Genomic DNA, 13,895 nt, shown 5'->3' with positions numbered 1-13,895 from the left:
TTCCGCTAGGGCAGGTCGGACGACGTCGGCGGCAGTTCGGGAACCGACGGGACGGTCGGCAGCGGGCTGCTGGGAATGTTGCGGCCGTTCTGGCCGGGGAAGCCGGGCGCCACGGGACGCTGTCCCGGCGTCGGCAGCACACCCCCGCGTCCCACCGCGGGAGGCGTGGGAACGGGGCCGGGGTGCTTCGCCGCCGGCACGGTTGCCCCCGGGGAGGGCTCCGCCGGAGTCGTACCGGCCGGGGAGGTGGTTGCCGGAACCGGCACCGGAGCCGCCGGGAGATCCGTGGGCGCGGGCGCGGCGGGCGAAGGGACGTGGGCAGGGGCCGTGGGCTGGAAGATGACGGTGAAGGCGTGGCCGACGTTCTCGCGGAAGTCCTGGCTCGAGGCGGCCACGGCGCCGGCGCCGAGGCTCATGGCACCCACCACGGCCCCGCCGACGAGTGCCATCCGGCGCTTGCGGCCGCGGCGGCGGTCGGCGAGGCTGCTCACGCCCGCCGGCAGCGAGTCGGCCGGAAGGGCGTCCGCGGTGGCGGGCGCGTCGGCTTGGGCGGTCGAGCCGGCGGCGAGGAGCGCCGCGAGGTCGGCGCGGGGTGGCGGTGCCTGCTCGGGAACCAGGGCCTGCATCCGCTCGAGGGTGCTGCGGAGTTCGGTGGCAGCTTCGAGGCCGGAGTCACGGAGCATCGCCTGGATGCTGCCATCCTGTTGGGGGTTGCGCGTGCCGGTCATGATGCTGCGTGGTCCTTTTCGGTTACAAGTTCGCGCAGGGCACTGAGCCCGCGCCGCTGAAGCTGTTTGATGGCACCCGGGGTCTTGCCCATGATGCCGGCCACCTGATCGATGGAGAGGTCCGCGACGATCCGCAGGACCAAGACCTCCCGTTGCTCCTCGTTGAGCTGGGAAAGTGTGTGGGACAGGCCGCCCAGCGACCCGAGTGCCTCGTCCTCGGCCGAGGCGGAATGCCTGGCGTCGTTCAGAGGGTCGTATTCGGCCAGGTGTGGCGTTCGCTCGGAACGCCGGTGGTGGTCAACCAGCCTGGCGTGGGCGACGGAGAAAACGAAGGTCCGCAAGCCTTTGTGGCCGCCGGTGACATTTTCCAGTTTCGGCAGGACGTCGACGAACACGTCCTGGGTCAGGGCCTCGGCGTCGTCAACGCCCTTGGCCCGGAAGTAGCCCATCACCGCGGGTGACATCACGGTGTAGACGGCGCTGAATCCTGACGGGTCGCCAGCTAAGGCTGCTGACAGTTCGTCATCGCTCAGCTGGTCTGCCAAGAGGCTTTCCTTCCGTTACTGCTGGGGGTGCGGCCCCCGATAGTCTAGCGGCCGCACCCCGTCACCTCCGAAGGGGAGGCGTTTGGTGCTTACTTGTCGAGCTTCGGCTGCTCAACCGACGGGGCGGCCGGTACGGCCGGGACAGCCGGGGCGTCCTTGGCAGCGGGGACGGCCGGGGTCGCGACGGTTACGCCGGCGTGGGCCTTGGCCTCGGCAGCGCCCTTGACGTTGGCGGCACCGTCAACGGAGGCGCCGTCCTTGTCAGCGGAAACCGAACCTTCGGCGGAACCCTTGGAGTCCTCAACCGCGGCGTCGCCCTTGGCGGAGCCGTCAACGTTCGGGGTTGCGGGCACAGCCGGAACGGCCGGCGTGGCGGGCAGCTTCGGGGTTGCCGGAACGGCCGGAACGGCAGGAGTGGCGGGCGTAGCGTGGTTCACTTCAGCCTGCTGGGTGCTGGACATCTGGGCCGCGTTGGCCAGGCCGATTCCGGAGAAGCCTCCGACCGCGAGAATAGCGGCGCCGACAGCAATCTTGGTGGTCTTGCTAACACTCTTCATGAAAAACGTACATCCTTTGGTTGGTTGAAGGCTGGCCGGCGCCTGATGGGGGCAGGCGCCAGCCGGCACTTACAGTCGAAGTCCTGTCGGCACCTGATGGGGGCAGGTGCCCGTCGGAACTTTCTCTCGAAGTCCGTGGCGCCTGATGGGGGCAGGCACCGCTCGGAGCTTTCTCTGACAAGGCCGGCCGTTCCTGGTGGGGGGACCAGGTTCCGGGCGACGCTTACAAAGGAGTAATCGCTGCGGCAGGCGAAAAGGTTACGCAGGGATCGAAATTTCTTTTTTCTTTCTTTAACGGCGACGGCGGCGGGCCACCTTTCCAGGTGACCCGCCGCCGTCGCCGTATGCAGCCGAACCGTTAGCCGGTGCTAATCAAGGATCAGGTCGTTGACCACGATCGTCTGGTCGCGGTCCGGGCCGACGCCGATCGCGGAGAATCGGGTGCCGGAGAGCTTCTCGAGGGCCAGCACGTAGTTCCGGGCGTTCTCCGGCAGGTCCTCCAGCGTGCGGGCGCCGGTGATGTCCTCGGTCCAGCCTTCGAAGTACTCGAAGATGGGCTTAGCGTGGTGGAACTCGGTCTGGGTCATCGGCATCTCGTCGTGCCGGACGCCGTCGACGTCGTAGGCCACGCAGACCGGGATCTGCTCGATGCCGGTGAGCACGTCCAGCTTGGTGACGAAGTAGTCGGTGAAGCCGTTCACGCGGGAGGCGTGGCGGGCCAGGACGGCGTCGTACCAGCCGCAGCGGCGCGGCCGGCCGGTGTTGACGCCGAACTCGCCGCCGGTCTTCTGCAGGTACAGCCCCATTTCATCGAACAGTTCGGTGGGGAACGGTCCCGCGCCGACGCGCGTGGTGTAGGCCTTGATGATGCCGATGGAGCGCGAGATCCGGGTGGGGCCGATGCCCGAGCCCACGGAGGCGCCGCCGGCGGTCGGGTTGGAGGAGGTCACGAACGGGTAGGTGCCGTGGTCGACGTCCAGGAAGGTGGCCTGGCCGCCCTCCATCAGGACCACCTTGCCCTCGTCCAGCGCCTTGTTCAGCACGAAGGTGCTGTCGATGACCAGCGGACGCAGGCGTTCGGCGAAGGACAGGAAGTAGTCCACGATCTCGTCCACCTCGATGTCGCGGCGGTTGTAGACCTTGACCAGCAGTTCGTTCTTCTGCCGCAGCGAGCCCTCGACCTTCTGGCGGAGGATGGACGCGTCGAAGACGTCCTGCACACGGATGCCCAGGCGTGCCACCTTGTCCATGTAGGCCGGACCGATGCCGCGGCCGGTGGTGCCGATCGCCCGGCTGCCCAGGAACCGTTCGGTGACCTTGTCCAGGACCTGGTGGTAGGGCGCCACGAGGTGGGCGTTGGCGGAGACGCGCAGCTTGGAGGTGTCCGCGCCGCGCGCTTCGAGGCCGTCGATCTCCTGGAACAGGGCCTCGAGGTTCACCACGCAGCCGTTGCCGATCACCGGGACCGCGTTGGGGCTCAGGATGCCGGCCGGAAGGAGCTTCAGCTCATACTTCTCACCGCCCACGACGACGGTGTGGCCGGCGTTGTTGCCGCCGTTGGGCTTGACGACATAGTCGACTCGGCCGCCGAGCAGGTCAGTGGCCTTACCTTTGCCTTCGTCGCCCCACTGGGCTCCGACGATCACGATTGCTGGCATGGGATCCTCCCCCATTCGTTCGGGCCGAAATCCGCGTGATTCACCAAGGTGGTCACCGGAATTCAGCGCCGTTCATGAGAATGCCCCGAATCTACCGCTGTGCTCAGTACCACTACGATCTGTACCTCTACGATCTGTACCGTCAACGCCAGAGTCCGGGGCTCTTACCACCCAAGTTTAGCCGAAAACGGTCGCCGGCACCGTTTAGGCACCGGTTGCGGGACGCGGCGCCACATAGCGGGCATGACTTGCGGGACGGTGCCCGGGTGGAATTTAGTGGGAGGGACCATCCCGAGCGGCCGAGGGACCTGGCCCGTTGACGCCGCAGCAACCCCGCCGGACACGGCCCGCCTGCCGCGGCCGCCGTGACCGGCCACGGTGCTACTGCCAGGACCGATGGAAGGAAGCCCCGCCATGTCCCTGAGCACGCCGTCCCAGAACACCGACCACATCCGGGTCACGCATGCCGGCTCGTTGCCCCGCACCCCGGAACTGATCGCCGCGAACGAGGCCAGGGAAGCCGACGGGATCACCCCCGAGTTCCTGGACCTGCTGGAGACTTCCGTGGTCGACGTCGTGCAGCGCCAGAAGGATCTGGGTATCGACATCCCCAACGACGGCGAATACGGGCACACCATGTCCAGCTCGGTCGACTACGGCGCCTGGTGGAACTACTCCTTCTCGCGGCTCGGCGGGCTCGAACCGACGGAGGTGGACCGCTGGGCCGACGCCCAGGTGCACCGCTCCACGCCGGGACATATTGTCTTGACCTCCTTCCCGGACCGCCGCGACCGGCAGCAGTTCAACGACGCGTACAACGACCCCTCTTCCGGGATCCTGGCCCACCGCAAATCCGTCACGCAGCCCAAGATCGCGGGGCCGCTGACGTACACCGGGCAGGCACTCGTGGCCTCGGACATCGCCAACCTCAAGACCGGGCTCGCCGCGGCAGGCCTCACCGAGGGGTTCGTTGCCTCCCTCTCCCCCGGGTCCTGCGCCCGGGTGGCCAACGAGTACTACCGGAGCGACGAGGAGCTCCTCTACGCCTGCGCCGACGCGATGCGCGAGGAATACAAGGCCATCATCGACGCCGGCCTGACCGTCCAACTCGACGACCCGTCGCTGGCCGAGAGCTGGGACCAGATCAACCCGGAGCCGAGCCTCGAGGACTACCTGAAGTTCATCCAACTCCGGGTCGAAGCGACGAACTGGGCCCTCCGAGACCTGCCGCAGGAGCAGATCCGGCTGCACGTCTGCTGGGGCTCCTGGCACGGCCCGCACACCACGGACATCCCCTTCGCGGACATCATCGGCTCCGTCCTGCAGGTCAATGCCGGCGCATACTCCTTCGAGGCGGCCAACGTGCGGCACGAACACGAGTGGCGGGTCTGGCAGGACACCAAGCTGCCGGAGGGCAAGTCGATCATCCCCGGCGTCGTCTCGCACGCCACCAACGTGGTGGAGCACCCGGACCTGGTCGCGGACCGGATCGTGCGCTTCGCCGAACTCGTGGGCCGGGAAAATGTGATTGCGTCCACCGACTGCGGCCTCGGCGGCCGGGTCCATCCGCAGATCGCCTTCGCCAAGCTTGAGGCCCTCGGGGAGGGCGCCCGGCGCGCCAGCAAGCGGCTCTGGTAGCCGGCCCGGCCGGGCCGGGCGGGGCGCCCGGCCCGACTCGCCGGGCATTTCGCGGGGCTTGATAGACTGGTAATGACCGAACAGGAATCGGTCCACACCACATTTTCACACCACACCGGCCGCTGCGCGCCCTCACTTTGGCGTGCCCGCAACCGGTCTGGTTGCTTTACCAATCCCGCAGGAGACCCAGCAAGACATGACAGCCCTGGCCACTGAAAATTTCCGCGAACAGCTCCTGAGCCGCCGTTACGAAGCTAACGTCGCGCCCGTCAACGAATTGTGCGACGCACTGCAGACCGCCAAAGCTGGCACCACCGTCCCCTATGTGGATCCCGCGCACGACATCGACGAGTGCCGCATCGTCAGCCTGTACTCCAACATTGGCACCGCGGATCCGTCCGGCTTCATCACCGCCGGCGACGAGGAAGCCGCCACCCGTATGCTCGGCATCCAGTGGAAGCTGGGCCTGCGCCCCGAATTCGTTATGCCCTGGAACGTCCACCCGTGGCACGTCGACGGCGAACCCAACGGCAAGTTCACCCCGGACCAGATCTCGGCCGGTCTCAAGCCGCTGCTGAAGTTCCTTGCCCTCGTCCCCCGCGCCTCCGTGATCGTGGCCCACGGCACCGAGGCCAACCGCCTCGCCAACCTGCTGCTCAAGACGGAGGTGCCGATGATCTGGCGCCGCGGCCTGAAGACCTACAAGGTCCGTTCGCTCAGCGGCCGCGCTTTCGCCGGCACCCCTGCCCGCCAGGAGCAGTACCTCGACGAAATGCGCGTCGCCTACGCCGACGCCATGGCACGCACCGGCCTGGCCAAGGCCAGCTAGTTCCAACACAACGACGGCGGGCTCCCACCTTGAGGTGGGAGCCCGCCGTAGTTGTTTAACCCGTTTTTTGGCTGGGCCCCGTCAGGCCTGCGCCTCGATGGCCGCCTTGGCCGTGGGATCGGACTCCGTGAGGAACTTCTCGATCCGCTCCGGTTCCTCGGCCTCGCCGATCGCCGCGGAGGCCCGGCCCAGCGAGTACAGGGCGCGGAGGAAGCCGCGGTTCGGTTCGTGTTCCCACGGGATCGGACCGGCACCGCGCCAGCCGTTGCGGCGCAGCGAGTCCAGGCCGCGATGGTAGCCGACCCGGGCGTAGGCGTACGAATCGATGGTCCGGCCTTCCTTCCACGCTTCCTCTGCCAGTACGGCCCAGAGCAGCGAGGACGTAGGGTGCTTCTCCACCAGGTCCAGCGCTTCGTGGCCCGCGTCCAGCCCGGCGTTGACCTCGGTCTCGGCCGGCAGGAGCGTGGGCTCGGGGCCCATCAGGTTCTTGCGGAACTCGTCGGACACGGTTAGAAGGTCTTTCCGGTGGAGCCGAGCTGCTGGGCTGCCTCGACCACGCGGGCGGCCAGGCCGGCTTCGGCGGCGGCGCCCCAGACGCGGGGGTCGTACTGCTTCTTGTTGCCGACCTCGCCGTCGACCTTCAGGACGCCGTCGTAATTGCGGAACATGTGGTCCGCGACCGGGCGGGTGTAGGCGTACTGGGTGTCCGTGTCGATGTTCATCTTGATCACGCCGTAGGAGACGGCGTCCGCGATTTCCTGCTCGGAGGAGCCGGAACCGCCGTGGAAGACGAGGTCGAACGGGCTGGTCTTGCCGATCTTGGCGCCGACCTGCTCCTGGATGTCCTTGAGGATCTCCGGGCGCAGTTTCACGCCGCCCGGCTTGTACACGCCGTGCACGTTGCCGAAGGTCAGGGCCGTGATGTAGCGGCCGTTCTCGCCGGAACCGAGGGCGTCGATGGTGGCGAGGGCGTCCTCGACCGTGGTGTAGAGCTTGTCGTTGATGGCGTTCTCGACGCCGTCCTCCTCGCCGCCGACGGTGCCGATCTCGACCTCGAGGATCATCTTGGCGGCGGCGGTGCGCTCGAGCAGTTCACGTGCGATCCGCAGGTTTTCCTGCAGGGTCTCGGCGGATCCGTCCCACATGTGCGAGTTGAAGAGCGGGTTGCGGCCGGCCTTGACCTCGGCTTCGGAGGCGGCGAGCAGCGGCAGGACGAAGCCGTCCAGCTTGTCCTTGGGGCAGTGGTCGGTGTGCAGGGCGATGTTGACGCCGTAGTTCTTGGCGACCTCGCGGGCGAAGGCGGCGAAGCCCAGCGAGCCGGCCACCATGTCCTTGGTGGAGGCGCCGGACCAGTAGGCGGCGCCTCCCGTGGAGACCTGGACGATGCCGTCGGACTCGGCCTCGGCGAAGCCGCGCAGGGCCGCGTTCAGGGTCTGGGAGGAGGTGACGTTGACGGCCGGGAATGCGAAGCCGCCCGTCTTTGCGCGGTCGATCATCTCGGAGTAGATCTCTGGGGTTGCGATGGGCATGCTGACTCCTCGTCGAAAGCAGTGGTTGCTACATGGCTATCTACATCCTAGCCACGAGTGCCCCGGAGCCGAATACGTGAAGCCGGGCCCGGGAAATGTTCCCGGACCCGGCACCAAAGGCATCCGTACCGTGCACTGGCGCCCCCGCCGGGGTGCGCCGCGGCGCGGCTACCCTCCGGCGATGCTCATCGCGAAGCGGACGTTCATGCTGCCCACGCCGGTCACGTCGTCATAGCCCTGCGCGGTCTCCAGCGACGTGTCGTGGTCCGTGCCGATCAGGTAGCTGTTGCCACTGATCGGGCTGGAAAAGACCATGGCCCGGGGCGTTGACTGGGGCACCACGTCCCGAACTCCGGAGCTGCCGGTCTTCGCCGCCGCGTAGATGGCCGGGTTGGCGAAGCCGACGGTCCTGCCGGTGGCGGCCTGCGCGATCGCCATCTGCGCCGCCGTCAGCGGGCAGGCCAGCGACGTTCCGCCGTATCCCGTCGTTTCGTAGGCGCCGGTCTTGAGGACGTGGTCGTTGGTGATGGGGCTGATGCCCACTTGGTAGCCGGTATAGGGATCGGCCAGCGAGGCGACGTCCGGTGAGACCCGGTAGCCGTTGGCCAGGCCGGCCGGGACGGTGCCCTGCTGGTAGCCGGGCTGGGCGAACTGCGCACTGGTTCCCCCGCCGGCGCCGAAACGGAAGACCCCCGGCAAGCCGCCGGCGTAGCTGAGGCTGCCGTCGGCGTTCGGGACGATCCTGTTGCGGGTGGTTCCCCAGCCCGTTTCGAACAGGTAGCCGTTGTCCTTGTCGACCGCCAGGGACGCTCCGCCGACCGCCGTGACGAACGGGGAGCTGGCCGGGAAGTCAGGTGACGCGTAGCCCAGGCTCGCCTTCTCGTCGCCGTTGTCACCGCTGGAGAAGTAGAGCCCGATTCCCTCTCCTGCTGCCTGGAGGTGGATGTTCTGCATGCCGAGCAGCGCGTTTTGCGAGACCGCCTCTCCGACGTAGCCGTAGCTGTTGCTGACGATGGTGCTGAGCTTCTGGTCCAGGATGGTGGACATCGCCACGTCGATTCCGGCGCCGCAGTTGTTCCCGCCGACGTAGAGGATGTTGGCGGCCGGGGCGAGCCCGTGGACGGCCTCGACGTCGAGGGTCTGCTCGCCCTGCCAGCCGCTGGGCTGTCCGCACAGGGCCTGGTCCATGAACAAGCGGGAGTCAGGCACGATTTGCTGGTACTGCCCGGCCTTGAACGTCGGAAGGCCGTTCTTCTGCGAGTAGGTGTTCGCGTCCGATTCGATGCTTGGCGAAGCGTAGGCGTCGATGATCGCCACCGTCTGGCCCGCGCCGGCCTCCGACGGGGACGTCACCCCGTAGGCGCCCTGCAGCTGGGCCGGGGTGTAGCCGCAGATGGCGGTGCCGAAGCTCGTGGAGCCGTACGCGGACGGAACCGTGGCCTTGTTCTGCTCCCAGTAGTTCGAGCACGGCGCGTCAACCGGCGGGGCGCCGACCGGCTTGCCGGACGCCTGGGCCTGGTCCGACGCCCCTGGCGTTGCCAGCGAGGGGCGGGTCAGCAGCCGCCCCTGGTCGATGGAGATCCCCAGGACCTTGGCGGAGAGCGCCGCGGGCAGGGCGGGCGCGGTGGACGGGCCGATCAGGCTCTGGCCCTGGAAGGTGTAGGTCTGTTCGGTGGTGCTGAAGGCGGCGTTGATCTGGGCAACGGTGCCACGGAAGACCACGTAGAGACCACTCGCGGGGACTGAAGTGACCACCATGCCCTGGCCCTTCAGGTAGTCAACGAGAGCGGCGACGTCGGCCTTGGCGGGCGCGTATTTGGCGATCCAGTCCGGGGCCGAAAGGTACTGCTGGTACTGCGGGTCCCCCGGCGTGGACACGGCCGTCGCGAACGCCTTGGCCGCTCCGGCGTCGGGCAGGTTTAAGTAGATCTCGCCCTCGACCGTGGTATTGCTCAGCGGGGTGCCGGTCTTGGTGCGGGAGCCGGCCCAGGGCGGCACTGACCCCGGGTAGTTGTTCGACGGCGGGGGCGTCGGCGGGGCGGCGACCGCCGCGGTGGCGGTCAGGCCGATGGCAAAGGCAAGCGATGTACCAAGCGCCAGGAACCGGGTGGCGCGCCGGGATTGCGAAGTTGAGACCTTCTTCATGAGATGTCTTCCCCTAGGCGGGCGCCCTTTGCGCCCACACACGCCAGAGCCTAAACGGCAAAAACCGATCTGACTATAGGTGCCTCAGGAAACTATCTGGCCGAACACGTGCCGGCGGATCCAGGCGTGCATCGCGATGGCGGCGGCGGAGGCCGCGTTGATCGAGCGCGTGGACCCGAACTGTTCGATCGAGAGCGTCGCGACGGCGGCGGCATGGACTTCCGGCGTGAGGCCCGGGCCCTCCTGGCCGAAGACCAGCACGCAGTCCCGGGGCAGCTCGTAGGTTTCCAGCGGGACGGAATCGGGGAAGATATCGATGCCGATCACGGCCAGCCCCTCGTCCTGGGCCCAGGCGACGAAGTCTTCGACGGTGGGGTGGTGGCGGATGTGCTGGTAGCGGTCGGTGACCATGGCGCCACGGCGGTTCCACCGGCGTCGTCCGATGATGTGGACTTCCTTGGCCAGGAACGCGTTCGCGGTGCGGACGACCGTGCCGATGTTCAGGTCGTGCTGCCAGTTTTCGATCGCTACGTGAAAGTTGTGGCGCCGCGAATCCAGTTCGGCCACGATCGCCTCGTGCTTCCAGTAGCGGTACTTGTCCAGCACGTTGCGGCGGTCGCCGTCGGCCAGCAGGTCCGGGTCCCAGTGCTCGCCCTGCGGCCACGGTCCCTGCCAGGGGCCGACGCCGACCTCCGCCTTGGGCTCCGCCTCGCCGTCCGGAGCGGCCGGGGTACCGGCAGGAGGTTCGCTGGGAGTCTCGGGTTCAGTCACGCCTCAACACTAGACTGGGAGCTGTTGCGGCACACTATCGACGGAGGGCACCATGGCGGATCAGTACGAAGACCACGGGACAGACCAGCGTTCAGACTCCGACGACGTGCGGTCCACCTCCTCGGTGTACCGCAGCGGCCAGGAGATCGAGTGCTGGCTGACAGACATGGACGGCGTGCTGGTCCACGAAAACCAGCCGATCCCCGGCGCCTCGGAACTCATCCAGCGCTGGGTGGATACGTCCAAGCGGTTCCTGGTCCTCACCAACAACTCCATCTTCACGCCCCGGGACCTCGCCGCGAGGCTGAAGAGTTCCGGCCTGGAAATCCCGGAAGAGAATATCTGGACCTCGGCCTTGGCCACGGCGCAGTTCCTGAAGGACCAGGTGCGCGGCTCGGAATCGGGCAACCGCGCCTACACCATCGGCGAGGCCGGGCTGACGACGGCGCTGCACGAGGCCGGCTTTATCCTCACCGACCAGGACCCCGACTTCGTGGTGCTCGGCGAAACCCGGACCTACTCCTTCGAGGCCATCACCATGGCCATCCGCCTGATCCTCGGCGGCGCGCGCTTCATCGCCACCAACCCGGACGCCACGGGCCCCTCCAAGGACGGGCCGATGCCCGCCACCGGCGCGATCGCCGCGCTCATCACCAAGGCGACCGGCCGGGAACCCTACATTGTGGGCAAACCGAACCCGATGATGTTCCGCTCGGCGATGAACCAGATCGACGCGCATTCGGAGACCACCGCCATGATCGGGGACCGGATGGACACCGACATCATTGCCGGCATGGAAGCCGGGCTGCACACGGTGCTGGTGCTCAGCGGCATCACGCACAAGGACGACATCGCGGCCTACCCGTTCCGGCCCAACCAGGTCCTGAACTCGGTCGCGGACCTGAAGAACCAGATCTAGGGCTAGCTCCGCGGGCAGCTAGAAGGCGGTCTTCTTGCCCCCGCCGGTGGGCAGCGGGAAAAACTCGTCCAGGAGCTGCTCGATGAGCGGCCGGTAGACCCCGGGGTTCCACTGCGGGCTGGCGTGCTCCGGCCGCGCCCCGTCCGTCCGCAGCGAATCCGAGACCATGTTCGGCTTGAACCTCAACATCCAGGTGTCCCGAGCCGTTTCGTAGCTCACGGTCTGATCCCTGGGGTTGCCGATAAAGGCCATCTTCGCGTCGCCCAGCTTGCCGACGAAGCGGTTCAGGTCGAAGTGGTAGATGTAGGCCGATTCTGTCTGGATCAGCACGCTGGACGGCGCGATCGGCGAGAGCTGTTCCAGGGTCTGGTCCAGAATCTGGCCCCAGCTCCGCTCGTGCTTGTTGAGTACCCGCTCACCGAGTTCGTAGCCGCCGCGAAGCACCGTGGGGAACCGGAAGCCGCTCTCGTAGAGGAACACCACACCCTCGAACCAGCTCTGGTCCAGGACGTCGTACCTGCTCGACGGACTTGAGTCGAGCAGGATGAAGGCCACTTTGACCCCGTGCAGTTCCAGCAGCCGGGCAGCGACCTGCACCGCGACCATGCCGCCGAAACTGTGGCCGTAGAAGTAGAGCGTGTCGATCCGGTGGGCGCGGACGTGCTCAATGACGGCGATCACGATCTTGTCGATTTCCAGCCCGACGTTGGAATATCCGACGGCGGCCAGTTGGCCGCGCTTGTTCAGGGAGCCGCGCAGCGAGTTGAGGATCCACTGCGCCTCCTCCCAGCTGGTCTTATAACCGGGGAAAAGGAACCAGCTGGCGCGGGGGAAGTAGCGTTCGGCGACGTCGTCGGGAACCGTGAGGATCTTGTTGACCCGGCGTTCGGCCTGCACGCGCCGTGTGAAGAGCATGTCCGCGGCCAGGATGGAGGCGGCACCGGCGCCTACGAGGAAGTTCCGCCGCGAGAACCGTTCCAGTTCCGCGGCGTGCCGGAGCACGCGGGCCTCGGCGCTGCCGGGTCCGCGTCCGTCGTTCGCTTCCGTCTCACGCGGCACACCTCTACCGTAGCCACAGAGGCAGGTGCAGCAGAAACGCGGTGGCGAAGCACCCGGCAGGTGGGACGTTTAGGCCGGTTCAGACTCGCGGCCGACTTCGCGCCGGGACAGCTCCAGGGTGATGTCGTCGTACCGGGCCAGGAGTTCGGAGGGCGCTCCGCTGGCCGGGTCATCGAGCTTGCCGAAGACGCAGTCGCTGGCGGCCAGCAGTTCGTCGTCGGAGTAGCGCGCCAGCGGCCGGGTTCCGGAAGGGTCGATGGAGGCCACGAAATCTCCGGAGACGTCCAGCGGCTGGAACACCTTTCCGAAGTCGCTGCCGAACATCTGCAGTTCCAGCGAAATCCCGGCGGCGACGGTCATGGCGCCGGCCACTTCGTGCTGGCCGGACCCGCTGTCAATGGCGTTGAGGTCATTGCGCAGGCCGGCAAGGGCGGCTGATTCGACGAACTCGGCGTTGGCGAGGTCAACGCGAATGTGTGAACTGATGCCCATGCGGCGGATGCGCTGGATGAGCTGCATCAGGGCCGGGCGGGAGGTTTGGCTGAGCCGGCCCCGGACATCAATCCGGATGACATCCAGGGCGACATCGAGTTTGACCTGGGCGTTGAGCGAGGGGTCCATAGGTACTCCAAAGAAAGTGTCTATGGCCGACGGCTCAACCTCATTCAGCGTAGCGGCAGGATGAATAGGGCACAAGTCCCCTATTAGCCGGCTGCCTGCCGTCCGGGTTCCTGGAAATGCGTCCGGGTCGCCGAGCCGCCGACGGACTCCACGAGCGAGGTGGCGATGTCGCGCAGCTTCGTGTTGCCGTGGCTCGACGCGTCCGTGAGGATCTGGACGGCCGTTTCCTGGCTGCAGCGGTTTTGCGCCATCACGATGCCGATGGCCATGTCGATGACCGTGCGGGACTCCAGCGTGGCCCGGAGGTTGGTGGCGCTGTCCGTGTGCAGGGAAAAGCGCACCGCCATGCGCAGCGCCTGGGAGATCTGCCGGGTGTAGTCGCGCGCCCGGTCCGCAACGTCGCCGTCGAACTTGTGGGGCGCATCGGAATACAGGTTCAGCGCCGCCTGGGCCTCACCCTGCAGGTGAAAAGGCACGGAGAGGACCGAGCGCAGTCCGTGTGAGGCCACGGCGGTGGCGTAGTCAGGGCCCCAGCGGTCTTCCTCGAACAGGTCCGGGACGTAGACTTCGCGCTCTTCCTGCGCCGCCGTCAGGCACGGCCCTTGGGCCAGCCGGTACTGGATTTCGTCCACTTCCCTGGCCGAGTCGCTGCTCCAGCCGATGGTCGCGGCCTTCCGGTCCCGGAGCAGCGTGATCCCGCAAAGGGCGTCATCGCCCTCGCCGGCGACTTGGTGCGCGGAAAAACGCGCGAGTTCGTTAAGGAACTCTTCGAAGTCGGTGCTGTCGAGGATGAGGTTCTGGACCTGGTCAACGGTGCTGACGGGGGCAGGGTATTCCTGGGGCGGGAGCATAGCGCGTTCTCCAACTATGGGTACCGGAAGTACCGATGGGGGTAT

14 protein-coding genes are annotated in these 13,895 nt (G+C 67.2%); 3 read left to right on the top strand and 11 right to left on the bottom strand.

Annotation, left to right across the window (positions count from 1 at the left end):
- Window positions 1-5: 5 nt before the first annotated feature.
- From FFF93_RS01955 to FFF93_RS01935, 4 genes are all read right to left on the bottom strand, one after another.
- Window positions 6-728, bottom strand: coding sequence for a hypothetical protein (locus tag FFF93_RS01955; protein WP_138767565.1), 723 nt, complete (start codon window positions 726-728; stop codon window positions 6-8).
- Window positions 725-1,273: an RNA polymerase sigma factor gene (locus FFF93_RS01950; protein ID WP_138767566.1), complete on the bottom strand. Its 549-nt coding sequence runs from the start codon at window positions 1,271-1,273 to the stop codon at window positions 725-727. The genes FFF93_RS01955 and FFF93_RS01950 overlap by 4 nt, the downstream gene beginning before the upstream one ends.
- 89 nt (window positions 1,274-1,362) lie before the next feature.
- On the bottom strand, window positions 1,363-1,830 hold the full coding sequence (locus tag FFF93_RS16875) for a hypothetical protein (RefSeq protein WP_186372208.1): 468 nt from the start codon (window positions 1,828-1,830) through the stop codon (window positions 1,363-1,365).
- Between the two features lie 368 nt (window positions 1,831-2,198).
- A complete protein-coding gene (locus FFF93_RS01935; RefSeq protein ID WP_138767569.1) occupies window positions 2,199-3,488 on the bottom strand; it encodes an adenylosuccinate synthase in 1,290 nt (429 codons plus the stop codon).
- 414 nt (window positions 3,489-3,902) lie between these two features.
- On the opposite strand from FFF93_RS01935, the gene FFF93_RS01930 reads away from it, so the two are divergent.
- Window positions 3,903-5,126: a cobalamin-independent methionine synthase II family protein gene (locus FFF93_RS01930; protein ID WP_138767570.1), complete on the top strand. Its 1,224-nt coding sequence runs from the start codon at window positions 3,903-3,905 to the stop codon at window positions 5,124-5,126.
- A gap of 196 nt (window positions 5,127-5,322) precedes the next feature.
- Window positions 5,323-5,955 carry a uracil-DNA glycosylase gene (locus FFF93_RS01925; RefSeq protein ID WP_138767571.1) on the top strand — a complete coding sequence of 211 codons (633 nt, stop codon included), beginning with the start codon at window positions 5,323-5,325 and terminating at the stop codon, window positions 5,953-5,955.
- Between the two features lie 81 nt (window positions 5,956-6,036).
- Here the strand turns inward: FFF93_RS01925 and FFF93_RS01920 are convergent, their stop codons facing one another.
- From FFF93_RS01920 to FFF93_RS01905, 4 genes are all read right to left on the bottom strand, one after another.
- Window positions 6,037-6,462: a DUF3151 domain-containing protein gene (locus tag FFF93_RS01920; RefSeq protein WP_138767572.1), complete on the bottom strand. Its 426-nt coding sequence runs from the start codon at window positions 6,460-6,462 to the stop codon at window positions 6,037-6,039.
- A gap of 2 nt (window positions 6,463-6,464) precedes the next feature.
- Window positions 6,465-7,484: a class II fructose-bisphosphate aldolase gene (gene fbaA / locus FFF93_RS01915; RefSeq protein WP_138767573.1), complete on the bottom strand. Its 1,020-nt coding sequence runs from the start codon at window positions 7,482-7,484 to the stop codon at window positions 6,465-6,467.
- A gap of 168 nt (window positions 7,485-7,652) precedes the next feature.
- Window positions 7,653-9,629: a protease pro-enzyme activation domain-containing protein gene (locus tag FFF93_RS01910; RefSeq protein ID WP_138767574.1), complete on the bottom strand. Its 1,977-nt coding sequence runs from the start codon at window positions 9,627-9,629 to the stop codon at window positions 7,653-7,655.
- Window positions 9,630-9,713: 84 nt separating this feature from the next.
- Entirely contained in the window at window positions 9,714-10,400 is a 687-nt protein-coding gene (locus FFF93_RS01905; RefSeq protein WP_138767575.1) for a TrmH family RNA methyltransferase, read from the bottom strand.
- Window positions 10,401-10,452: 52 nt separating this feature from the next.
- Between FFF93_RS01905 and FFF93_RS01900 the strand changes: the two genes are divergently transcribed.
- Window positions 10,453-11,319: an HAD-IIA family hydrolase gene (locus FFF93_RS01900; protein WP_138767576.1), complete on the top strand. Its 867-nt coding sequence runs from the start codon at window positions 10,453-10,455 to the stop codon at window positions 11,317-11,319.
- Window positions 11,320-11,337: 18 nt separating this feature from the next.
- On the opposite strand, the gene FFF93_RS01895 is transcribed toward FFF93_RS01900, so the two are convergent.
- From FFF93_RS01895 to FFF93_RS01885, 3 genes are all read right to left on the bottom strand, one after another.
- Window positions 11,338-12,378, bottom strand: coding sequence for a thioesterase domain-containing protein (locus tag FFF93_RS01895; RefSeq protein ID WP_186372207.1), 1,041 nt, complete (start codon window positions 12,376-12,378; stop codon window positions 11,338-11,340).
- 69 nt (window positions 12,379-12,447) lie between these two features.
- Window positions 12,448-12,999: a hypothetical protein gene (locus FFF93_RS01890; RefSeq protein ID WP_138767578.1), complete on the bottom strand. Its 552-nt coding sequence runs from the start codon at window positions 12,997-12,999 to the stop codon at window positions 12,448-12,450.
- A gap of 83 nt (window positions 13,000-13,082) precedes the next feature.
- The gene (locus FFF93_RS01885) at window positions 13,083-13,850 is read right to left on the bottom strand and encodes a GAF and ANTAR domain-containing protein (RefSeq protein WP_138767579.1); all 768 of its coding nucleotides are present in this window, start codon (window positions 13,848-13,850) and stop codon (window positions 13,083-13,085) included.
- Window positions 13,851-13,895: the final 45 nt, after the last annotated feature.

This window comes from Arthrobacter sp. KBS0702 (assembly GCF_005937985.2).
Classification (GTDB): domain Bacteria; phylum Actinomycetota; class Actinomycetes; order Actinomycetales; family Micrococcaceae; genus Arthrobacter.
This window is presented reverse-complemented; position numbering and strand designations above follow the sequence as displayed.